General features: G+C 55.7%; 20 protein-coding genes. 6 read left to right on the plus strand and 14 right to left on the minus strand.

Going from position 1 to position 20,976, the window contains the following annotated elements; all coding sequences use genetic code 11:
• Positions 1-55: 55 nt before the first annotated feature.
• The 4 genes from ACSOSP_RS26275 to ACSOSP_RS26290 form a co-directional block, all read right to left on the minus strand.
• Entirely contained in the window at positions 56-2,293 is a 2,238-nt protein-coding gene (locus ACSOSP_RS26275; protein ID WP_455311306.1) for an NADP-dependent isocitrate dehydrogenase, read from the minus strand.
• 399 nt (positions 2,294-2,692) lie between these two features.
• Positions 2,693-2,989, minus strand: coding sequence for a 4Fe-4S binding protein (locus tag ACSOSP_RS26280; protein WP_455311307.1), 297 nt, complete (start codon positions 2,987-2,989; stop codon positions 2,693-2,695).
• Positions 2,986-3,300, minus strand: a complete 315-nt coding sequence (locus tag ACSOSP_RS26285; RefSeq protein WP_455311308.1) for a hypothetical protein — start codon at positions 3,298-3,300, stop codon at positions 2,986-2,988. Before ACSOSP_RS26285 ends, ACSOSP_RS26280 begins: the two co-directional genes overlap by 4 nt.
• Before the next feature lie 12 nt (positions 3,301-3,312).
• Positions 3,313-3,903 (minus strand): RNA polymerase sigma factor, encoded by a 591-nt coding sequence (locus ACSOSP_RS26290; RefSeq protein ID WP_455311309.1) that lies wholly within the window; start codon positions 3,901-3,903, stop codon positions 3,313-3,315.
• Positions 3,904-4,640: 737 nt separating this feature from the next.
• Between ACSOSP_RS26290 and ACSOSP_RS26295 the strand changes: the two genes are divergently transcribed.
• On the plus strand, positions 4,641-5,162 hold the full coding sequence (locus ACSOSP_RS26295; RefSeq protein ID WP_455311311.1) for a GlcG/HbpS family heme-binding protein: 522 nt from the start codon (positions 4,641-4,643) through the stop codon (positions 5,160-5,162).
• A 249-nt stretch (positions 5,163-5,411) separates the two neighbouring features.
• On the opposite strand, the gene ACSOSP_RS26300 is transcribed toward ACSOSP_RS26295, so the two are convergent.
• Genes ACSOSP_RS26300 through ACSOSP_RS26310 form a run of 3 tightly spaced genes read right to left on the minus strand, consistent with a single transcriptional unit; the run spans position 5,412 to position 7,080 of the window.
• Positions 5,412-5,705 (minus strand): hypothetical protein, encoded by a 294-nt coding sequence (locus tag ACSOSP_RS26300; protein ID WP_455311313.1) that lies wholly within the window; start codon positions 5,703-5,705, stop codon positions 5,412-5,414.
• A 2-nt stretch (positions 5,706-5,707) separates the two neighbouring features.
• Positions 5,708-6,361, minus strand: a complete 654-nt coding sequence (locus tag ACSOSP_RS26305; RefSeq protein ID WP_455311314.1) for a hypothetical protein — start codon at positions 6,359-6,361, stop codon at positions 5,708-5,710.
• The gene (locus tag ACSOSP_RS26310; RefSeq protein ID WP_455311315.1) at positions 6,361-7,080 is read right to left on the minus strand and encodes a hypothetical protein; all 720 of its coding nucleotides are present in this window, start codon (positions 7,078-7,080) and stop codon (positions 6,361-6,363) included. Before ACSOSP_RS26310 ends, ACSOSP_RS26305 begins: the two co-directional genes overlap by 1 nt.
• Positions 7,081-7,540: 460 nt before the next feature.
• Here ACSOSP_RS26310 and ACSOSP_RS26315 point away from each other — a divergent pair, with 460 nt between their 5' ends.
• Positions 7,541-7,798 carry a hypothetical protein gene (locus ACSOSP_RS26315; RefSeq protein ID WP_455311316.1) on the plus strand — a complete coding sequence of 86 codons (258 nt, stop codon included), beginning with the start codon at positions 7,541-7,543 and terminating at the stop codon, positions 7,796-7,798.
• 327 nt (positions 7,799-8,125) lie between these two features.
• Here ACSOSP_RS26315 and ACSOSP_RS26320 read toward each other — a convergent pair whose 3' ends face one another.
• Entirely contained in the window at positions 8,126-8,986 is an 861-nt protein-coding gene (locus ACSOSP_RS26320) for a hypothetical protein (RefSeq protein WP_455311317.1), read from the minus strand.
• A gap of 377 nt (positions 8,987-9,363) precedes the next feature.
• Between ACSOSP_RS26320 and ACSOSP_RS26325 the strand changes: the two genes are divergently transcribed.
• Positions 9,364-10,809: an IS1182 family transposase gene (locus tag ACSOSP_RS26325; protein ID WP_455311318.1), complete on the plus strand. Its 1,446-nt coding sequence runs from the start codon at positions 9,364-9,366 to the stop codon at positions 10,807-10,809.
• Positions 10,810-11,026: 217 nt separating this feature from the next.
• Here ACSOSP_RS26325 and ACSOSP_RS26330 read toward each other — a convergent pair whose 3' ends face one another.
• Both ACSOSP_RS26330 and ACSOSP_RS26335 read right to left on the minus strand, forming a co-directional pair.
• The gene (locus tag ACSOSP_RS26330; RefSeq protein WP_455311320.1) at positions 11,027-11,398 is read right to left on the minus strand and encodes a YciI family protein; all 372 of its coding nucleotides are present in this window, start codon (positions 11,396-11,398) and stop codon (positions 11,027-11,029) included.
• Positions 11,399-11,633: 235 nt separating this feature from the next.
• Positions 11,634-12,125: a hypothetical protein gene (locus ACSOSP_RS26335; protein WP_455311321.1), complete on the minus strand. Its 492-nt coding sequence runs from the start codon at positions 12,123-12,125 to the stop codon at positions 11,634-11,636.
• A 44-nt stretch (positions 12,126-12,169) separates the two neighbouring features.
• On the opposite strand from ACSOSP_RS26335, the gene ACSOSP_RS26340 reads away from it, so the two are divergent.
• Entirely contained in the window at positions 12,170-12,511 is a 342-nt protein-coding gene (locus ACSOSP_RS26340; protein WP_455311322.1) for a hypothetical protein, read from the plus strand.
• A 148-nt stretch (positions 12,512-12,659) separates the two neighbouring features.
• On the opposite strand, the gene ACSOSP_RS26345 is transcribed toward ACSOSP_RS26340, so the two are convergent.
• From ACSOSP_RS26345 to ACSOSP_RS26355, 3 genes are all read right to left on the minus strand, one after another.
• A complete protein-coding gene (locus ACSOSP_RS26345; protein WP_455311323.1) occupies positions 12,660-12,974 on the minus strand; it encodes a hypothetical protein in 315 nt (104 codons plus the stop codon).
• 395 nt (positions 12,975-13,369) lie between these two features.
• Entirely contained in the window at positions 13,370-13,933 is a 564-nt protein-coding gene (locus tag ACSOSP_RS26350; protein ID WP_455311324.1) for a hypothetical protein, read from the minus strand.
• Positions 13,934-14,401: 468 nt separating this feature from the next.
• Positions 14,402-14,755, minus strand: coding sequence for a DUF4148 domain-containing protein (locus ACSOSP_RS26355; protein ID WP_455311325.1), 354 nt, complete (start codon positions 14,753-14,755; stop codon positions 14,402-14,404).
• A gap of 739 nt (positions 14,756-15,494) precedes the next feature.
• Here ACSOSP_RS26355 and ACSOSP_RS26360 point away from each other — a divergent pair.
• Positions 15,495-17,444 carry a hybrid sensor histidine kinase/response regulator gene (locus ACSOSP_RS26360; RefSeq protein WP_455311326.1) on the plus strand — a complete coding sequence of 650 codons (1,950 nt, stop codon included), beginning with the start codon at positions 15,495-15,497 and terminating at the stop codon, positions 17,442-17,444.
• 369 nt (positions 17,445-17,813) lie between these two features.
• Positions 17,814-19,760, plus strand: a complete 1,947-nt coding sequence (locus ACSOSP_RS26365) for an ATP-binding response regulator (protein WP_455311327.1) — start codon at positions 17,814-17,816, stop codon at positions 19,758-19,760.
• A 43-nt stretch (positions 19,761-19,803) separates the two neighbouring features.
• Here the strand turns inward: ACSOSP_RS26365 and ACSOSP_RS26370 are convergent, their stop codons facing one another.
• Positions 19,804-20,505, minus strand: coding sequence for a LuxR C-terminal-related transcriptional regulator (locus ACSOSP_RS26370; protein ID WP_455311329.1), 702 nt, complete (start codon positions 20,503-20,505; stop codon positions 19,804-19,806).
• Between the last annotated feature and the right edge of the window lie 471 nt (positions 20,506-20,976).

Raw genomic sequence — 20,976 nt, forward strand, 5'->3', positions numbered from 1 at the left:
TCTCCCGGCCAAAGCCCCAAGATCGCGCTCAAACGCTACAGGCTAAACAAATTCCTCAACCCTGAGCCGCCGCCAGAGCCGCATTCAGCGTCTTGCTCGGACGCATCACCGACTCCAGCTTCTTGAAGTCCGGCTTGTAATAGCCGCCAATGTCCGCCGCTTCACCCTGGATGACCGACAACTCCTCCACGATGGTCTTCTCGTCCGCCGTCAGTTGTTTCGCCAACGGCGCGAACCGGGCAGCGAGCTCTGCGTCATCGGTTTGCGCCGCGAGTTCCTGCGCCCAGTACATCGCGAGATAGAACTGGCTGCCGCGGTTGTCCAGCTGGCCGGTCTTGGGCGATGGGTTCTTGTTGTTCTCCAGCAGTTGACCCGTGGCGGCATCCAGCGTCTTCGCCAGGACCTTGGCTCGCGCATTGCCGGTCTTGATGCCGAGATCTTCCAGCGACACCGCCAGCGCCAGGAATTCACCCAGCGAATCCCAGCGCAGATGGTTTTCTTCCACCAGTTGCTTGACGTGCTTCGGAGCCGAACCACCGGCGCCAGTTTCGTACATGCCGCCGCCGGCCATCAACGGAACGATGGAAAGCATCTTGGCGCTGGTGCCCAGTTCCATGATCGGGAACAGGTCAGTCAGGTAGTCACGCAGGATGTTGCCCGTGACCGAGATCGTGTCCAGGCCGCGAATGACACGCTCCAGCGTATAGCGCATCGCGCGCACTTGCGACATGATCTGGATGTCGAGGCCGCTGGTATCGTGATCCTTCAGGTAGGTCTCGACCTTCTTGATCACTTCGGCTTCGTGCGGACGGTACGGGTCCAGCCAGAAAATGGCCGGCATGCCGGAGTTGCGTGCACGCGTGACGGCAAGCTTGACCCAGTCGCGGATCGGCGCGTCCTTGACCTGGCACATGCGCCAGATGTCGCCTTGCTCCACGTTTTGCGTCAGCAGCACTTCACCCGTGGCGATATCGACAATGCGCGCCTCACCCGCTTCCGGCACTTCGAAGGTCTTGTCGTGCGAGCCGTATTCCTCGGCCTGCTGCGCCATCAGTCCGACGTTGGGCACCGTGCCCATGGTGACCGGATCGAAGTTGCCGTTGGTCTTGCAGAAGTTGATGATCTCCTGATAGATGCGCGCGAACGTGCTTTCCGGGATCACGGCCTTGGTGTCCTTCGGACGGCCGTCGGCGCCCCACATCTTGCCGCCAATGCGGATCATGGCCGGCATCGATGCATCCACGATGATGTCATTAGGCGCATGCAGGTTCGAGATGCCCTTGGCCGAATCGACCATCGCCAGTTCAGGACGATGCTCGTGGCACGCATGCATGTCGCGGATGATCTCTTCATGCTTGGATGTCGGCAGGCTTTCCAGCTTGTCGTACAGGTTGACGAGGCCGTTGTTGACGTTCACGCCCAGCTCGTCGAACAGCTTGCCGTGTTTCTCAAAGGCTTCCTTGTAGAAGATCTTCACGGCATGACCGAAGACGATGGGGTGCGAGACCTTCATCATGGTGGCCTTCACGTGCAGCGAGAACATCACGCCGGTCTTGCGCGCATCTTCCATCTGTTCTTCGTAGAAGTCGCACAGCGCCTTCTTGCTCATGAACATGCTGTCGATGATCTCGCCGTCCAGCAACGACACCTTCGGCTTGAGCACAATGGTCTTGCCGCCTTGCGTGACCAGTTCCATTTTCACGTCGCGCGCCTTCGCCACGGTCATGGACTTTTCGCCATGATAGAAGTCGCCATGCCTCATGTGGGCCACGTGGGTGCGCGAAGCCATGCTCCATGCGCCCATGCTGTGCGGATTCTTGCGGGCGTAGTTCTTGACGGCTGCGGGTGCGCGGCGGTCCGAGTTGCCTTCGCGAAGCACCGGGTTCACGGCGCTGCCCAGGCACTTGGAATAACGCTGGCGGATCGCTTTCTCGGCGTCGGTCTTCGGTTCTTCAGGGAAATCGGGGATCTTGTAGCCCTTGCCCTGCAGTTCCTTGATCGCGCCGGTCAGCTGGTGCTGGGATGCACTGATGTTGGGCAGCTTGATGATGTTGGTTTCAGGCAGCAGCGTCAGGCGGCCGAGTTCGGCCAGGTTGTCCGGCACCCGTTGCTCTTCCGTCAGGAATTCCGGGAACTCGCCCAGGATGCGGCCGGCGACCGAGATGTCGCTAGTGGTGACGCGGATTCCGGCCGGCGCGGTGAACGTGCGGATGATGGGCAGGAAGGCGCTGGTGGCCAACAGCGGGGCCTCGTCGGTGAGGGTGTAGATGATGGTAGGTTGCTCGGTACTCATCGTTTTTCTCAGGAAAAATGGGTTGGGGGCGCCGCCGGCTGCATCAACGTCCGGGGTTAACCATCGAATTTTGCCTGATTTTGCTTTCAAGAGGGCTGAACCGGCCCGGCGTTTCGCATTGCAACTCGCAAATTGAGGCGTTTCAATGCGTGAGGGGCGGGTGTCAGGACCTTGCGACGCGTCCGCCAAACGCGCTTAAGCGCCTAAATTTAAAGACTAAATTGTTGCGCCGATTGTTTGGGCTGGAGCTTGCGGCCGGCTTACATCGCTAAGAGCGGCACACGCGACGATATCAGCGAAAAACTTGGCCGCGACCTTGGCGCCGGGTCCGCACGACCGGAAAATGCGCGGCGCCGGCTCATTCGGGGCAATTGGCTCGCCCGCTTCAGCGGGGTACGGTCAACTCATCCTTGCCAAGGTAATGGCCCGTTCGGGACACGCGGTGACGCATAATCCGCACGCCTGGCACGCATCGGCGTTTGGGGTGTACGCGACCTTCATGCCGTGCACGCGCAGCTTGAATTTCTGCAAGGGCGCGAGGCGTTGGTAGTCGGCGGTGTCGATCCGGCGAATCTCGAAGACGTTCTCGGGACACACGACCGCGCAATCGGCCTTGCCCTCGCATCGCTTGAAGTTCACAACGGGCGCGATCACGCCCGGCGCCTGTTTGCAGGTGGATGCCGACGCATTGCTCATACCGTATCCTCCTGCGGCTTGCTGCGGCCGCAGCGCATGCCCTGCTGAAACTTTTCGCGCTCCTCCGGCGTCATCTGTTCCCAGCGGCGCCAGTGCTGGCGACCACGCCAGCCGCCATGGCCCCGGAATCCGCCGAACAAGATCCGGCTCAGGATCAACAGGCCCAGCGCATGGGCGAAATCGATCGCACGCGCGCCGACGAACAGCGCCGGGACCACCCAGTTCCATAAGGTCATCACCATCCATCCCAGCACGGCAATGCCCACGAGCACAAACAGCGCCTTGCCGAGGAATCTCATTCTGAATCTCATCTGCCTTCTCCTTTAAATATCCAGTTCGTCATACACGGCTTGCAAGCGGGCGCGCAGATGCAGCACCGCATAGCGCTTCCGAGCGAGCAGCGTGTTCAGGGTCACGCCGCTCTCTGATGCCAGTTCCTTGAAGCTGCGGCCCTCGATTTCGTGAGCGATGAAAATATCGCGCTGGTTCTCCGGCAATTCATCGAGCGCGTGTTGCAGGGCTGCCAGGAGCACCGAACGGGCATAGGCGGCTTCCGGCCCGGCATCGTGCGAAGGGAGCGCCAGATCCAGCCGGTATTCGTCGTCGACGGCATCGGCGTGATCGCTGGTCGCGGCGGTCTCGCTCAGGGGCTGCTCTTTCTTCTTGCGAAAGCGGTCGATGATGCGGTTGCGCGCCACGCGAAAGAGCCACGCGCTGACTTGTTCAATAGGTTCGGGAAGCCGGTACGCCTGCACGAATTCGTGAAGCACGTCTTGCATGATGTCTTCGGCGTCGCTTGGATCACGCACGCGACGCCGGATGAAGTTTCCGAGTTTTGTACGCTCACGCAAGACGGTCGCGGTGATGTCGCTGTCTCTATCGATCATCGGGTTCGTGGGCGGCGGCTGTTCCATACAGGTGAAGACGTTTGACGATCGGGAATATTGTGGCCCGCAAGAAAAAAAGCCGGAGATAGGGCCGGGGAGCGCATAGGGTGAATTGAGCGGCTGCGACAAGGAGACCACGATTTTGTCTGTGGCGGTGAAACGGAGGTTTGGCGGGAGTGGGGAAAGATCGCAGAGGGGCAAGAGCACTGAGGTGTTGGGACTGGCACTCCAGCATAGTCGATGACTTGCTCACGAATTCGGTCTCGCGGCGGACGACGCCCGAATCGAATGCGTGAAATTCGCCGGAGTCGAGACGCGAATCAATTGGACTGGCCGGACGTTGCGATCGGCCCGTGTAAGCTTTTTTCACTCGTCCAATATTGACACTCGGGCTTCGGCCATCAACGCCAACTCTCCGACGGCCGGAGCGCTTCGAGGGAAATCGGATTGTGGAGCGTGATGAAAGAGTTCTTTTACTGGACGATATTGGTAAAACAGATTGCAGCCTCTAAAGTGGCATCAACGCGTATGTCTCGCAGATGGATCGACCCAAAAGACTTTGTTTGGTTGGGACCACCCGAGACTGCCAACTTGTATAGCTAATTCGACCTGAGCGCGCCGTTTGCCGGCGCATGCCGCTGCCAGCAACAGCGCAATGCGTCGATTCGAATTGCTAGTGAGTTAGTTGCAGAAGGTCCCGATTGCTATTGCATAACAAAACTTTGGCGCAATCCGTCTCACCGATACAGTCTGCAGAGGGAGCTATGAAATTCACAAGGTTAGCCATGTCCTTTTTCGGCGTGTCGATCGCTTGCATTTCGGTACATGCACAACAGGCGCCGCAGCCTGAATATCGCTACGTGTTGCCACTCAAGATCGCCATGGAGGCGGCGCAAGAGGCACTTCGGGTATGTGAGGAAAAGCACTATTGGTCGACGGTCACGGTGGTCGACATGGATGGAGTACCTCAAGTCGTCTTACGCGGAGATCATGCACCGGTGGCCACAGGTGAATCGAGCTTCAGGAAAGCATTTACGGTCGTCACACTTGGACCGGAGTTTGGATTTGATCGGTCGAGCGGATTCTTCAACCTGGTTAAAACGAACCAATTCGCGCCACAGCTAGCAACCGTGCATAACGTCATTGCCCTGCCAGGGGCCGTCGCTTTCAAGGCGCACGGGGAGATTGTCGGCGCGTTGGGGATCGGCGGCGCGCCAGGTGGCGACAAAGACGAAATATGCGCGGCTGCGGGTGTCGCCAAAGTGGCCGATCAGTTGCCACAGTGAACTTGGACTTCAGTCTGGATGGTGATGAAGCAACGTTTGCACTTCGACTTTGGCTTGATGCAGATATGTCCTTCTGGCTGTTCAGCCGGTGAAGAAGTTTTCGCGCGCCTTCGTCGAACAGGCGCTATCGGCCAGAAGCCGACGTTCGCATTCTCCTTTATGTTGCCATTCAATCGGCCGCTCTGCTCATATAGCGGACTCCGGTACTCGTGCGATGTTGGCTGACGACAAACGGTCGGATGGAGGCCGCTAGAGCGCTACCGGCACGAGTATCTGACATCCTTGCCTGAGAATGAACTCGGTCTCGGCCTCTTCGCTGTCTGTCATGACGATCAAGTGAATTGGCCACTCCACCGAAAGGTCCCAAAGGGAGCTGCGAACAAACAACACCTCGTTCGCATCGCTACAAACGGCGAGCAGGTCGATGTCGTTGAAGGAACTCGGACCGCGGAAGAAAGAGCCAAAACCGTACCACTTCGTATTGGGGAGCTCTTCTTGCAAACCTGCTAGCGTATTCAATATCTCAGCAAGTATAGAACTCATTGTCACGGTCTATTCAGGCGGCCTAGTAAGCCACCAAACATATAAGTTTCAACTCCTAGCTCTTCCGCTACACGTTCCGCCCCACCCGTAGGCTTTCCATTTGGGTTACTGATGAGCACGAGGTCAAAGCGACCGTATCGCTCGCGAGCAGTTCGTAGATGCTCTCCCGTAAGTTCGTACTCGTACAAAGCAAGTACACGCACGTCGCTCGCCCCGTGCCTATGAACCAAAAAAACCCGATCTGCTTCACGGGTAATACCAGAAACCTTGGTATGTTGCCGCAGCGCTCGCTCAATGAAGGCGAATTCTGACTTCACATGCGTCCTCGGATCCTCTTTCTCGATGCATGACTGGAGATCCGCCATCCCACCAAAAGCAACCCCCGCCGCCCGAGTCGCTTCAATCGCTGGGCCAGTCCAGATACCCTGAGAAGGAACGTTTATAACTATGTCAACGGTTGGGTCGGATGCAAGCACATCCCTGACATCCTGCGCGCTGACACTTAACTTTGAGACAATCCCGACGACATAGGGCGGATATTCCTTTCGCGAAATCCGAATCGATCGCTCGCCAATTTTCTCGGCATCTAACACCCCTGCCTTCTCCGCCATGACCTGCGCTACCCAAGTGGTCGTTTCTTCAATCGTGCGGGCCATCAGACCTCCATCATCATTGTCGCCATGTCGGCGGGGAATCGAGCTTGGTTAGCAGGCGCCAGGTCTGTAAGATGACGCAAAGCAAGGTCATTGACATGTCGCCGGAACTGCTCCAGCACCAACAGTTCATCGACATTCATTAGCTCACGGTTGACATCGAGAACTCCAAGTATCCGTCGATTGTTGGGCAGGATCTGAGCTCTCACCGCTGCTTGCCATTTTGTAGCGATTTCCGATTCCGGATTTTCATTGAAAGGCAGGTCCGGATTCAGCGCATCAAAAAGAGCCCGATTTTCAGCCAAAAGTTGTTCGATCGCCTTGCGTACTTCTAGCCGGCTAGAGTACTTCTTGGCACCGAACACGTGTTGCAGCGCGCCTTGGTGGCGAGCTTTCCATTCGTAAAGAAGCGCAGGCGGGTAGTCGCTTTCTGCTTTGTCAATCTCTGTATGACACGACGAGCACAAAACTAACAAGTTTTCGAATGCTCCGCGTTCGCCTGCAGAGAGTGTCCCGGGGGCGCGGGGCCCATCATCATTAGCCGCAAATACGTGCGCCAGTTCCGCGACGTGAATAATTTCAGCGCCGGTCTCCCTGAACAGCGGCGCGTTACAGGCCGGGTTTTGGCAATAACCTCCCGAAGATGCAAACAGCCTCTGCTGCGTGACCCGATCGGGTGCGGCTTTTCCTCGACTTGCCATACTTACCTCAAGGTTGCTCATAGGACGTGAGAATCATAAGGTAAAGATCGTCGTCGTTCACGGCTGGCGATTGGACAGGCGTATCGGTAGCGAAACGCCCCGCGATCTCATCAGCGATACGCAAGTTGATGCAGCCAGCGCTGTCCGCGCAAAAGAGGTCGCTTGGTGTTCCAGTTGTTTTCCGTGCACAGCGAATGACTGCAACGGCCGAGCATCCGCAGGCGGAGATAGCAAACGAATGAGCTATGCACTCTAGGAAGAGCTAATAGCCGACCGCAAGCATCGAGTGGTCGAGATCGGCCAGAGGCCGCCGGTCACATGCGTCGGCCGCAGGACTGTTGAATGTGCCTCTGCTCGGCAAGCAGTCGACCCAATATCAGCGACGAGCGGGGGGACGCCATCAATACTGTGCCCATATGACCTGTCGCCACCTGGACAAGTCCATGTAAAGAGCGAAAAACTTCAGGACAAGCTTCTCGTCTTGAGCGCGTCGACTCCACATCCAGATATAAATCCGAAAATGATCGCCATGCATGCCGGTTTTGGCTCGCGCAACTATCTCATTGTTGATGGCGCTCATCACATCGTCTCCGAAAAGGAGCCGAGCGTGGGCGGCGATTTTTTCATATTCCCTGATTCTGTCGTACGTAATCGTCCAACGGATGTTCACGTTGTCTTGAGCCATCTCTGCAATAAGGTCGACAGTTGCCTTGTAGATCCCGAACCGTTTCTCGAATAGGTCGAGTTTGAATTTCGCGTGAGCGATTTGGTATTGCCGGAACGCGATGCTAGCAGCGATAAGGCCGATAACGATAGTTGCCGTTCTGCCACCACCGGCGGCAACAGCGATCCTAACTCTGCTGTTCTCTCAGCTGTTGCCATAGCATCTTCCCTTGCTCTAGATATCATTAGCGAGATAGCTGTGAAGCAGTTTCGAACAATACTGTGCAAGATGACGCGTAACCCCTAAAAATGCAAAAAAGCTTGTCGGAGCCCGCGAGCGAACGTCCGCGTCTAAAGCATGGTGATATGGGCAACCCGGAATTGAATCTGCCGAGTAGTAAAGTCACCTGCTTCTAAGGTATGCGCCAAGTTGGCTTACGATAGCTCCATGCGATTCGGTCAGCACATTCAATGTAGAGTCCGCCTGGTTGAAGCCGCGATACGTCGCAACGTCAACCGCCGGAAAACTGTCGAGAACCTCCCCCTGTGTGGTAAGAAGGGTCAAGATATTTCCGTATGCTTTGTCCTGCCCCTTGCCTTCGGGGTAAAGGTTTCGAAGCATTTCGAAGCGAAACTTGTCAAGGGCCTTTCTGTAAGCGATTTTGTACGGTCGGTCCAGCTTCGAATAGTAATTTGCCATCCAAAAGTGCAATGTGGGAGCTACCGACGAGTTAAGACGGGCCGAATATAAATGAAGTATCAGCGAATCGTCCGTGCCTATTACATTAGGATCGTTCCAAAAGAAGTCTGATGAAACAAGCGCGATGAGTTCCTCGTTCGCCACACATCCCGCAATGAAATCTTCCAGTGTGCTCGTTCCTGTCCCGACCGAGATCTTTGCACTTCTTCCCCCATTAACCAGGTCAAGAAAACTGGTTCGTTTGAGGTTTAATGGTGCTTTCAGCATCGAATCGCACCAGTTTTCAAATGCCCAGAAATCTGACGCACCCTCACGAATCGCAGTCGCGCCTTCTTGGTACAATTGCTCAGACGATGCGATCATTCCTAGAATCATTGGGTTAGTTATTTTCGAGATTTCCTGCTCGCGAGCTAATATTGATTTGTATCTTTCCAGGATTATGTTTATCGCCACGCCGATAATTAGGACGATGATTGCAATGGCGCCCTTGTCGATTATGATCTTGAGAATTTCGTATTGATGTGCCGGCGTTGACACCTCAGCCAGCAGGGATTCCAAGGCCATGTCCGCCCCTTTTCAAGAATGCTGCGCTTAAACATGAGGGCCAAGCTAGCTATAAAGCGTATTCTGCGTGGGCTAACTTTCAAGGTTTACTTCTTATGGTTCGTCTTAATACACGTCGGTGCACCTGCCAGACGTCCAGTCAATGTTGCAACGTTGTGAGGATGCAAACGGCTCGCTTCTGCGAATGGCGGTTGTGCCTTGGCAGCGGCCGTGGGAGCGGAGGTGAGTCGAACGGCCGCAGCGGGTCGCGTGCTGCCGACCGCAGCCGTGCAGCGCTCAAGCAGGTGTGCCAATCGCATGAGGCAGTACCCGGCCGAGGCTGTGTGAAAACGCATTGATCGCCTAAACTGAATCAACGCATTGAGACCGGGTGACTCATGAAGCGATTCGTTGAAGGCGATGACCGCAAGCAGGTTGCACTACTTCCCGAATGTGTTGATGACTACATCGAACAGGATAATCCAGTCAGGGTCGTAGATGCCTTCGTCGACGAGTTGGACCTGGCGGAACTTGGTTTCAACGGTACCATGCCGGCGCTCACGGGCCGCCCGTCCTATCATCCGGGTGTGATGATCAAGATCTATATCTATGGGTATCTGAACCGTGTACCCTCCAGCCGGCGTCTTGAGCGCGAATGCCAACGCAATGTCGAGCTGATGTGGCTGACAGGACGTCTGGCACCAGACTTCAAGACGATCGCTGACTTTCGCCGCGACAACGGCCCGGCCATTCGCAATGTATGCCGTCGTTTCGTCGAACTGTGTCGCGGACTGAAGCTACTATCCAGCGACATGGTGGCCATCGATGGCAGCAAGTTCAAGACTGTGAACAGCCGTGACAGGAACTACACGGCCGGCAAGATCGATAAGCGTCAGCAGCAGATTGAGGAAAGCGTTCAGCGATATCTCGACATGATTGAAACCGCGGATCGGACCAGTCCGATAGGTTTCGATGTGAAGACCGTGCGCCTGTACGAGAAGATCGCGCTCTTGCGCCAGCGGATGCGTGAGCTCGAACAAATCAAAAGGCAGTTGAAGAAGCAACCGGACGGACAGTTGTCGCTTACGGATCGGGACTCCCGTTCCATGACCAGTGGTGGCAAAAGAACCGGAACGGTTGGCTACAACGTTCAGACCGCCGTGGACACGAAGCATCATCTGATCGTCGAACACGACGTGACGAATGTCGGAAGCGATCAAGGCCAACTCAGCAGGATAGCTTTGTCGGCGAAGAACGCGATGGGCAAGCCGAAGCTGAAGGTGCTGGCTGACCGGGGCTACTTCAGCGGTCCGGATATCCGCGCGTGCGAACTGGCCGGGATCAAAGCGTATGTCCCGAAACCACTTACCTCGGCATCAAGGAAGAAAGGACTCTTTACCAAGCGCGACTTCGTCTACGTTGCAAGGAACGATGAGTATCGATGCCCAGCAGGCGAGCGTGCAATTCATCGATTTACGACGGTTGAGCATGACATGAATCTGCAGGTGTACTGGCCCAGTGCATGCCCGCGTTGCCATCTCAAGGAGCGATGTTCGACCAGCGACTATCGCCGAATCCGACGATGGGAGCACGAACATATTCTGGAAGCCATGCAGCGCCGGCTCGACCGCAAGCCTGATGCAATGACCATCCGCAGAAGTACCGTTGAGCATGTATTCGGCACGCTCAAGCAATGGATGGGTGCCACACACTTTCTGACCCGGACGCTCGGACGGGTGAGCACCGAAATGAGTCTTCAGGTATTGGCCTACAACCTGAAGCGCGTCATGAATATACTTGGGGTTGCCCGGACAATAAAGGCGATGAGGATGGCTGGAAGCTGAGGCCTTGAGAGGCTTTTTTGCGCCCGAGACGTTACGTTTAGCGCGGGCTCGACCTACCAAACTCGAATAGTCACGCTGTCGGCTCGCATCCACCGACAAAAAACAGTTTCCACACACCCTCGGCCAGGAGCGTACATCGCCGCGGTGACTCCCGACGCAGTGAAGGTGTCTGCGGTAAAAGGAACGCAAACGCCTCCTGAGACAGGCGTCCAAATCCTCAGCGCGCCAGATAGAAGTCCAAGGGGATAAGCTCGACGGCCCATCCGCCTTCTTCGCCCAGTGTGGCAGCCGGGTGCATGGACGCGATGCGTAACGCCTCGTCAAGGCTGTCCGCCTCGATGATGAATAGGCCGCCCACGACTTCCTTCGACTCGGTGTAAGGCCCATCGGTGATGCGCGTCTCTCCAGTGTGCGGGCGAAGCGTCCTCCACTTGTCCAGATCGCCAAGGGAGGCGGAAATCAGAACCTTGCCGGTAGTGCGCATCTTCTCGTCCAATGCCGGGCACTGGCTCACCAAGTCCTTGATTTCGTCTGGCGCCATCGCGGCGAATTTTTCGGGGGAGAAGTAGGCCAGGCCGAGGTATTTCATGGCAAATCCTTTGAATGGGGTTCACTAACGACGAATGTGATGATCGGAAATCGACAATGCCCTGGCTAGGTTGTAGCGAGTCTCACCAGCCTGGGCGCTCCGGGTCCCCTCCTGCCCGACGTAGACGGACGGATGGGGAAAGACTTCAAGATTCGAGAGGACGGGGTTCGGCCACAAGCGCACCTTCGACATCGGTGCATGAATCGTCGACACCATACCTCCAGGGCTCCCGTTGTCAGCTTACGTAACCGCCGTGCCCTCCTTTTACGTCCTCGCAAATCACATCCAAAAGCTCGTCGTAAAACATGCATCGATAGTGACTGCAATTTCCAAGGTGACGCGCGTTGAATCGCTGAAACCAAGATGACTTACCGAGGTCCACCGCCGCAAACCGTGCGCTGCCTTCCCAAGGGTTAAATTCCGGCGCGTACGATTCAACCTCCTCGGGCGTGAACATGAACACCTGTGGCTTCACGAAAAGCAAGTGACGCAGGTTCTCTGGCGTATAAGGCTCGTCGGCAAGAAGGTAGTCAGCGGCAACGATGGCTTTGCCGCTGCCGCTGTAATGAACCTTCATCAGCGTTGGACCACGGCCATCATGATAAAAGTGATCCAGCAATACCGGGCGCATGGGAGGTTGTGGCGTGGACGGTTTGCGAAAGCGCTCGAGTAAGCCCATAGTTGAGACGTAGATTGTCGTTAGCGAAGTGGGGCGGAACGGGGTCACTGATATTTCGAAACTGAGAGTGATGCTCGAACTGCGACCATTGTATGAAACGTCCTTTGCTGATCCCTTGTAGCTTGCCTTTCCTGCTCCTCGTTTTCGCGGGCCCAAGCCGGGCGGACAGTGTCGTCGAGAGCCCTCAGGTTACGATTGTCGTCGGTTACGGCAACCGCGACTTGACGGCGCTGCATCAGCTTGAGGATGAGCTTGATGTCGCAGCCAAGGCGGCAAACGTTGGTGAACTCGACGGAGACGAGGTAACGTCAGACGGTAGCCAAGCGTCGATTTACATGACTGCACGGCACGCCGATCTGCTGATGAAGACAATACGCCCGGTCCTGAAGGCGCATGAATTCTCGCGCGATGCCCACATTATTCCGGGCGGCTAAGCGAACACAGTTATTGCCACAGGCATGTCCTCTTATCAGTACGCCGGATGACGGATCAGGGTCGATTATTGCCGAGCCGCGGATATGTCCGAGGAGCCCATGTTACTGCCCGCCCGAGGCGCGGGCACTCACGCGGTGGGGGCAGTATTTACTCGGCCGGGCTTTGTTGCGGACACTCGGTCTCGTACCAGATATCGACCTGACGCTGCGCGGCCTCAAGATCAGCCGGATAGTAAGGATCATCATTAAACGATCCAGGATGGTAGCCCGCTTTTGCCAAGGCCGCCACTTCGCTCATATTGCGCTCGTGGGTGACTGGTGCCTTGTGCTTGATCTCGGTTAGGTCGCGGCATTCCATGGCGCTAAGGTGAGTCCCTGTACCTGCCCGCATGTCCCCCATGGAACATGCAGTGAGCAGCACTAACGCGGAAAGCGTCGGCCAGGCCTTGTTTGCGTTCTTCATTTTGCGTTTCCCCTTCAATGAAGCAACACTTAACAAGCATGGCTCATTCCCACCCCTTGGCATCGCCAGCTTACGATTGACGGCGGTTGGCAACCGGCCCTTCAGAGACGTTCAACCAGACCTTCACTCTGACGTTCGGACGTCCGCTCCCCCAAACAATGGACTTAGCCTCGCGATCATATCGATCGACGCCCGCCTCCCTGGGCAGCCATGTTTATGTTGGTGGCGTCAGTGTCACGAGCACCGGCGGCCTTACGACAGCTCGGGGAACCTACACAATCATCTTGTAGAAGGCGCACGAATTAAAGGAGGGAAAACCTGCGCCCACGCTCGCGCTCAGTTCCCCCTCATGGAAAGCTCCATAGCGAGCAGGCGTGAACCCGTCCGGAACTCGACTAGCGGAAGCCGTAGACCAGGACCTTTTTCCCTTCAAAGCTCACTTGCACAGCCAGCTCGCAATTCGATGTGCACGACGTGCCATCGGCGGTCGGACCGGCAGACGGAACCGTCTCCGTAGCGATAATCGCTTTGACGAGCGTCCCGTCGTCAGCGACCACCATTTCCAGGTCAAGCACGACGCCGGCCGCCACAGGGCCGCCGTTGTACGTGATTTGCATGGTACCGGTGCAATCGGAGTTCACCTTATAGGTGCCGCTCTGATTTGGATTGAATGCAGTCTGCCCACCTTTCGGGACCCCGTTCATATTGCCGAAGTCGGTCCGTGTAAAACGGCCTGAGCCATCAAACGTCACGATGGCGACGTCATTCAGGACGGATGGGGTTGTGAACGCGTGCAGCGTAGTTCCATCCAGCAATCCAAGAACTTCCCCTTGGGCGCTAAACCCATACGGTCCCTTTAGCGTTGCGTTCGAACAAAGGCCGCCGGCCTGCGCGGCGCCACTTAGCGAGAGAAGTGCAACGGCGGTTGCCGACAAAACGCTTAAATGTTTGATCTTCATGGTCATCTCCTTGTCACCGAATCAGGTGCTTACCGTCACAGTGCGCACGGAACCTATTGCCTGGCTGGATTAGGCATCCGATTCAAACAAATAAAATTTCAAATCGCCACAGTGATAACTCGCTGCCGCCGTTTGCGGAGCAAGTGATGAGGGAACGAGGGTCCGTCGGTGCGGCCAGCTGATCCGGAGCGTCAGGCGAGAAAGCTCAGGCCTGAGCCAAAGTAACGAATGGCGAAGCGCTACTCGTTGTGTCGAATTATGCTGCACAATTCCGCCGTGTAACTACGTCAGTTGTAGTCAGGTCAGGCATATGATGTTCGGTATTAAATGTTCTTTTATCGACGAACAAATGTTCGGTGTCACTTTGCTAATATTCGCTACAGTTGGCACCCCGCCGGTGACGACGCCCTCAGACGATTCAGGCAGGTTACCCGGATCGTCGGGGGGTGTCGGGCGAGCCATCGGCGGTCAGTGACCGAAGAAAGTGTTGCAGTAACTGGCGGGGCCGACGCACGACGATGGCGAGGGCTTGGGCAGATGCTGGTAACTGCCGGCGGCCGAAGTGCCGGTGGTCGTCGTGCCGCCAACGTCGTTGTTGCCCGCCTTCTGGCTGTCCTCTGCAGCGATCTTTGCTTCAGCTGCTTGAATTTGCGCGGGATAGGTCGTATGGTCGCCGTCGCCGGCGTGATAGCCGGCCTGCGCGAGACGGATCAGTTCATCGCGCACCTGCGCGCGGGTGACGGGCGCAGTGCTCTGAGCGATGCTGACGACCGGGCTGGCAAGCGCACAGCTGGCGAGGACGATGCATGCAAGTGTTTTCATGATGGAACTCCTTGAATTGGTTGGACGGGAACGTCGTGCTACGACGCTGGCGATCTCCTTAAAAGTGAGGTGAAAAAACGTCGCACATGGAACCCACACGCGCGCGTGCCGATTAAGCAATGATTGTTCGAAAAATCGACGATGCATATTTATGCACCGCGTGATCCCCACCGGTCGGTTATAGAGCCGTACTCGTAACGGGCATGCGAGAAAAGAAGAATGTGGATCATCGTGCGGTGAATTACGCCGTCCTTGTGTCGAATTATGCTGCGTTATTCCGCCGTGAATTCCCGTCAGTTGTAGTGAGGTCGGTTATTTGATGTTCGGTATTAAATGTAACTTTATGGGCGACTAAATGTTCGGTGTCGCTTTGCGATTATTCGTTACAGTTACTTCGTGAGAGCATGCCCCGCACGCCAGGTCACGGAAGCAGATCGACCCAATACCCGACGCGCTGCGAGCGCCGAATATCCCGATTGAAGAACCGTGCTTGACCAGGACTATCGCGAGTTGCTGGTACTGCGTGGCGCCGCACGTCGGCCCTATACTTACCTCCTATCGGCCGCTTTGATGGTTTTCCCGCAAATGCACGCCAAAGCGGGCACGAATCTCGTGCATGGTTCACCTATGTGGACCACGAACATTTGTTCGGCAAGTAACGGAACACCTGTTCATCGACTTGCTGGCGGACCGGTAGCACAATGGAGCACATGCTGAAGCTGATCCTCGGAGGCTTCTTATGGCGTCCGGTACTCAAACACTAGGTTATTCCGACGCAGGCGAAAAGCCCGGGGTCAGAACATCACTGAGCGCGGGTGAAACGGTTCAAAAAATCGAGCGCCGCAGATTCGCTGAATTTGTGAATCTTTTTCTGGGACCCGTTGCAGCACTCAGTTCCGAGCAGAATCTTCTCGTCAAACGCGAGTTATTGGGATCACTGTCCCGTCGAGCGGTATATTGGATCGCGCTACTGTTGGTTGGAAGCTCGCTCTGGTTCGTATGTGGATTGTGGGATCAACACTTGAGATATTTGTCTTTGTTCCGTGCCGCATGGATCTTCGGACTGTGGGGGATGGCCGCTCCCGTGGCAACATACTTACTGAAAAAGACGGCGGCCCTCCCAAAACGCGCAGGCCTCAACGCGATCGAGCAGATGCACTGGGCATGGGTTGCTTTGGTCATGCTGACATCGTTTTGGTGGGCGGCAGGTAGCTTTGGGTTAAGCCCACCAAAATTCACGCTTCTCCACGGTTATTACTTTCGATTCTTCAGGTACAACTTCCTTGAATTGACGATGATCAGCTATGCATTTAATTTGCTGCTGCTCGCGCCTAGTCTTCGTGCGACTTTAGGTTCACTCGTGTTCGGCGCTATCCCGTTCGGATTTAGCATGGCACCAGCGCTATTTATTAATCGGCCAGGAATGTTTGACTGGAATACGGCTCAACTAGTTGGCTATTGTTTCATGGCATGGTTTATTTGCAACGATCAGAAGCGCGCATGTGTCAAAGAGGTCATTCTCGAGGAAGCCCGATCGCAGGCTGAAGCGGCAACCGCGGAAAAGAACCAATTTATCGCGGCGATAAGCCATGACTTGCGCCAACCGCTCGCAACCCTCGGCCTCAAGTTAAATTATATCGAGCGGAACATTGAATCAACCAGACTGACCGAAGACATCTCGATTGCGCAAAGGCAAGTGGATGCGATGGAAGGTATGATTAACGGGGCACTGGATATCTGCCGCCTCGAATCGGGTACCTGGAACGTGGAAATTCAGGAGGTGGCGCTGCCTTCCCTTTTACACGGCATTGTTGTGGATATGCAGCCGCTGGCTGAGGCGAAAGGGCTGAATTTACGACTCCATAGCCGGCCCTATCTGACCCATACGGATCGACATGCGTTGGACCGGATCGTCCGAAATATGGTGACCAATGCGATCCGTTATACGCCTTCCGAAAAGGGAGGCAGGAAGGGGCATATTCTGCTGAGTTGCCAGAGGCGGGGCAACCTCGTAAAGATAAGTGTCTGGGACAACGGGATCGGTATCCCTGAAGGTAGACAGGCGGATATCTTCAAAAGCTATGTACAGGTCGATAATCCCGAGAGGGATCGTGAAAAGGGGTTCGGTCTGGGTCTGTCCATTGTCCAGGGTCTTGCGAACCTTCTTGGTCACAAACTGGACGTGGACTCGACCCCAGGGCTGGGATCGCGTTTTTCGGTTACGGTCCCTTTCGCAGGGCGCATACCGCCGGAGTTGCGCGAGGTTCAAACGGTTGAAAACGGCGCCCCGGACCTGACCAATATGGTGGTGGCGATCATCGAGGACAATAGCGACTTGAGAATCGAAATATCGATGCGCCTGATCGAGCGTGGATGCTACGTCGTGGCGGGAGAATCATCATATGACGTCATCGAGCAGCTGCGCATTGAAGCATTGACAAGTGGTCCGCACTTCATCCTCTCTGACTACCGGCTGGAACACGAGGACGGTATTGCTGCGATTGCGGCGGTCCGCGCTGCTACCGACACCTCGATCCCTGCGATCCTGTGGTCGGGGGATACCTCGTCAGCTGTGCTCAAAAAAGTAGCTGTCAGCGGCATGAAGCTTTTGTCGAAGCCGGTTTCCGAGCAGACCTTGTTGACCTTGCTTGCCAGGCATAAGCCCAAAACATCGATCGAAAGCGCATGAACGTGATGGCAGCGGAACATAACGAGCGGTGTAGCAGAGATCTTCATGACAGTCCCTTATCTGGTCCCCGTACCCCGGCCAGCGGTTCCTGATCTTCCCTGGTGCCGGTACCGATGACGGACCGGTCTGCATGACCACACCGAGCAGGAGGCGCAGGCAGTCAAGGCGGCGCTTTAGGCAAGGCTGGCAGCGTGCCATCCGGATAGCACTGGGGTCGTCTACTGCAAGGATGGAAGTCGCAAGAGCGTGGTTCACCTATGTGGACCACGAACATTTGTTCGGCAAGTAACGGAACACCTGTCGATCGACTTGCTGGCGGACCGGTAGCACAATGGAGCACATGCTGAAGCTGATCCTCGGAGGCTTCTTATGGCGTCCGGTACTCAAACACGAGGTGATTCTGACGCAGGCGAAAAGCCCGGGGCCAGAACTTCACCGAGCGCGGGTGAAACGGTTCAGAAAATCGAGCGCCGCAGATTCGCTGAATTCGTGAATCTTTTTCTGGGACCCGTTGCAGCACTCAGTTCCGAGCAGACTCTTCTCGTCAAGCGCGAGTTATTGGTATCACTGTCCCGTCGAGCGGTCTATTGGATCGTGTTACTGTCGGTCGGAAGCTCGTTCTTGTTCGTATGTGGATCGTGGATCAAAACTTCGGATACCTTTCTTTTATTCCGTTTTGTCTGGGTCTTAGGACTGTGGGGGATGGCCACTCCCATGGCAACATACTTACTGAAAAAGACGATGGCCCTCCCAAAACACGCTGGCACCAGCGCGATCGAGCAGATGCACTGGGCATGGGCTGCTTTGGTCATGCTGACATCGTTTTGGTGGGCGGCAGGTAGCTTTGGGCTGACCCCACCCGACTACTCGAGCCATGCTCCTTACGTACAATTCACCAGGCCTGGCTTCCTCGAATATACGCTGATCAGCCATGCATTTACTGTGCTGCTGCTCGCGCCTGGTCTTCGTGCGACTTTAGGTTCACTCTTGTTCGGCGCTATCCCGTTCGGATTTAGCATGGCACCAGCGCTATTTATTAATCGGCCAGGAATGCTTGTCTGGTATTCCGCTCAACTGCTTGGATATTGTTTCATCGCATGGTTTATTTTTTACAATCAGAAACGCGCATGTGTAAAAGGAGTTATTCTCGATGAGGCCCGATCGCGAGCTGAAGCGGCAAAGGCGGAAAAGAACCAACTTATCGCGGCGATAAGCCATGACTTGCGCCAACCGCTCACAACGCTCGGCTTCAAGTTAAATTATATCGAGCGGAACATTGCATCAACCAGACTGACCGAAGACATCTCGATTGCGCAAAGGCAAGTGGATGCGATGGAAGTTATGATTAACGGCGCACTGGATATCTGCCGCCTCGAATCGGGTACCTGGAATGTAGAAATTCAGGAGGTGGCGCTGCCTTCCCTTTTACACGGCATTGCTGTGGATATGCAGCCGCTGGCTGAGGCGAAAGGGCTGAAGTTAAGCCTCCATAGCCGCCCCTATGTGGTCCGTACGGATCGACATGCGTTGGACCGGATCGTCCGAAATATGGTGATCAATGCGGTCCGTTACACGCCTTCCGGGCAGGGAGGAAAGAAGGGACATGTTCTGGTGAGTTGCCAGAGGCGAGGCAGCTGCATAAAGATAAGCGTGTGGGACAACGGGATCGGTATCCCTGAAGATAGACAGGCGGATATCTTCAAAAGCTATGTACAGGTCGATAATCCAGAGAGGAATCGCGAAAAGGGGTTCGGTCTGGGTCTGTCCATTGTCCAGGGTCTTGCGAACCTTCTTGGTCACAAACTGGACGTGGACTCGACACCAGGGCTGGGATCGCGTTTTTCGGTTACGGTCCCTTTCGTAGGGCGCATATCGCCGGAGTTGCGCGAGGTTCAGGCGGTTGAAGACGGCGACCCGGACCTGACCAATATGGTGGTGGCGATCATCGAGGACAATAGCGACTTGAGAATCGAAATATCGATGCGCCTGATCGAGCGTGGCTGCTACGTCGTGGCGGGAGAATCATCATATGACGTCATCGAGCAGCTGCGCATTGAGGCTTTGGCAAGCGGTCCGCACTTCATCCTCTCGGACTACCGGCTGGAACACGAGGATGGTATTGCTGCGATTGCGGCGGTCCGTGCTGCTACCGGCGCTTCGATCCCTGCGATCCTGTGGTCGGGCGACACCTCGTCAGCTGTGCTCAAAAAAGTAGCTGTCAGCGGCATGAAGCTTTTGTCGAAGCCGGTTTCCGAACGGACCTTGTTGACCTTGCTTGCCAGGCATAAGCCCAAAACATCGATCGAAGGCGCGTGAACGTGATGGCAGCGGAACATAACGAGCGGTCTAGCAGAGATCTTCAAGACAGCCCCTTATCTGACCCACTTCCAAGGGCCAGTTCGGCACTGACTTTTAGCGCAGCTTCAACGCGGTTTCTGACTTGAAGTTTGTCGTAGATGACACAAGAAACCTGTCTGACATGTCCCGCGGTGACGTCAAGCTCTATTGCGATTTGCTTCCCCGAGAGGCCACGTGCAATGCAGCGTGCCACATCCCACTCTCGCAGAGAAAGTCCAAGATGATGCTGATTCCGGATAGCTGAAGACACCTGTGTCGAGCAGGCAAAGCGCATCAAGACTTCTTCCGGAATCCAGAGTTCACCTCCTAAGATCCTGCTCAGTCCAATGAACATTTTCTTGTGTGCACCTCCTTTCAAAAGTATTCCTCGAGCAGAGTAGTCACGCATGCACGCTCGCAAAATTTCGACTTCATCATCGTTTCCAGGAGCGAGTCCCGTACAGATGACCACGGGAACATTGGATGGATTTCCGGCCTGAAAATGTTCAAGTGTCGTGGTGCCACGGTTCTCACCATCCAGATTGAGATCCAGGAATACGAGGTCCGGGGGAGGTGTCTTGCTTACCTCTTCGAGCGCGCTGGCAAGCGTAAATACGGGCGTGACGTCGATTGGGGTTACGCTCAACTCCGATGCATGTGTTTGGACATATTCGGAAAGAGCAACGCAAAGAATCTCGTGGTCATCGACCCATAGGATTTTCATGGTCGCTTCCCCTCTCGATACCTCAGAGAAAAACAATCGATCGCGCGCTAAGTTTGTGCGCAGCACCGCTTAATAGCTAACTTGAACCCTGGCATTCTCCGACCCTCAAATTGGGTGCCTCATGCCTCGCGGTATTTGCGTTCCCAAAACTTCGGGTCGATGGGGCCGATGGCAGTTTTGGCCGTTGGGCGCAGCACTCGCACGCAGGTTGTACACGCGGAATTCATTGACGGAGCTCTACTTCCGCGGCACACGCGATGAGGGTCGAATAAACGTCGCCCCGCAGGTTGGTGCGCTGTACCCGCCTTATCATCCTTACCGTGCACGCACAGGCATGGAACGCCCGGGACTACGTTTCGTGCGAACCCTTCAGAGTCTTCACGCCTGCTTAGCTTCGTTGCTGGTCCATTCTTGCCGCTCGCAACCAAATGAGCAGGCCGGCGGCGCGACATATTGAAGAGGATACATCGC

It is taken from the genome of Caballeronia sp. KNU42, assembly GCF_053760385.1.

What these genes read in the sequence shown, in the direction of transcription:
- ACSOSP_RS26280 (WP_455311307.1), bottom strand. Translation starts at nt 2,989, where the DNA reads ATGAGCAATGCGTCGGCATCCACCTGCAAACAGGCGCCGGGCGTGATC.
- ACSOSP_RS26310 (WP_455311315.1), bottom strand. Translation starts at nt 7,080, where the DNA reads ATGAGCAACCTTGAGGTAAGTATGGCAAGTCGAGGAAAAGCCGCACCC.
- ACSOSP_RS26345 (WP_455311323.1), bottom strand. Translation starts at nt 12,974, where the DNA reads ATGAAGAACGCAAACAAGGCCTGGCCGACGCTTTCCGCGTTAGTGCTG.
- ACSOSP_RS26370 (WP_455311329.1), bottom strand. Translation starts at nt 20,505, where the DNA reads ATGAAAATCCTATGGGTCGATGACCACGAGATTCTTTGCGTTGCTCTT.
- ACSOSP_RS26355 (WP_455311325.1), bottom strand. Translation starts at nt 14,755, where the DNA reads ATGAAAACACTTGCATGCATCGTCCTCGCCAGCTGTGCGCTTGCCAGC.
- ACSOSP_RS26360 (WP_455311326.1), top strand. Translation starts at nt 15,495, where the DNA reads ATGGCGTCCGGTACTCAAACACTAGGTTATTCCGACGCAGGCGAAAAG.
- ACSOSP_RS26305 (WP_455311314.1), bottom strand. Translation starts at nt 6,361, where the DNA reads ATGGCCCGCACGATTGAAGAAACGACCACTTGGGTAGCGCAGGTCATG.
- ACSOSP_RS26340 (WP_455311322.1), top strand. Translation starts at nt 12,170, where the DNA reads ATGAAACGTCCTTTGCTGATCCCTTGTAGCTTGCCTTTCCTGCTCCTC.
- ACSOSP_RS26300 (WP_455311313.1), bottom strand. Translation starts at nt 5,705, where the DNA reads ATGAGTTCTATACTTGCTGAGATATTGAATACGCTAGCAGGTTTGCAA.
- ACSOSP_RS26295 (WP_455311311.1), top strand. Translation starts at nt 4,641, where the DNA reads ATGAAATTCACAAGGTTAGCCATGTCCTTTTTCGGCGTGTCGATCGCT.
- ACSOSP_RS26285 (WP_455311308.1), bottom strand. Translation starts at nt 3,300, where the DNA reads ATGAGATTCAGAATGAGATTCCTCGGCAAGGCGCTGTTTGTGCTCGTG.
- ACSOSP_RS26290 (WP_455311309.1), bottom strand. Translation starts at nt 3,903, where the DNA reads ATGGAACAGCCGCCGCCCACGAACCCGATGATCGATAGAGACAGCGAC.
- ACSOSP_RS26275 (WP_455311306.1), bottom strand. Translation starts at nt 2,293, where the DNA reads ATGAGTACCGAGCAACCTACCATCATCTACACCCTCACCGACGAGGCC.
- ACSOSP_RS26365 (WP_455311327.1), top strand. Translation starts at nt 17,814, where the DNA reads ATGGCGTCCGGTACTCAAACACGAGGTGATTCTGACGCAGGCGAAAAG.
- ACSOSP_RS26325 (WP_455311318.1), top strand. Translation starts at nt 9,364, where the DNA reads ATGAAGCGATTCGTTGAAGGCGATGACCGCAAGCAGGTTGCACTACTT.
- ACSOSP_RS26350 (WP_455311324.1), bottom strand. Translation starts at nt 13,933, where the DNA reads ATGAAGATCAAACATTTAAGCGTTTTGTCGGCAACCGCCGTTGCACTT.
- ACSOSP_RS26330 (WP_455311320.1), bottom strand. Translation starts at nt 11,398, where the DNA reads ATGAAATACCTCGGCCTGGCCTACTTCTCCCCCGAAAAATTCGCCGCG.
- ACSOSP_RS26320 (WP_455311317.1), bottom strand. Translation starts at nt 8,986, where the DNA reads ATGGCCTTGGAATCCCTGCTGGCTGAGGTGTCAACGCCGGCACATCAA.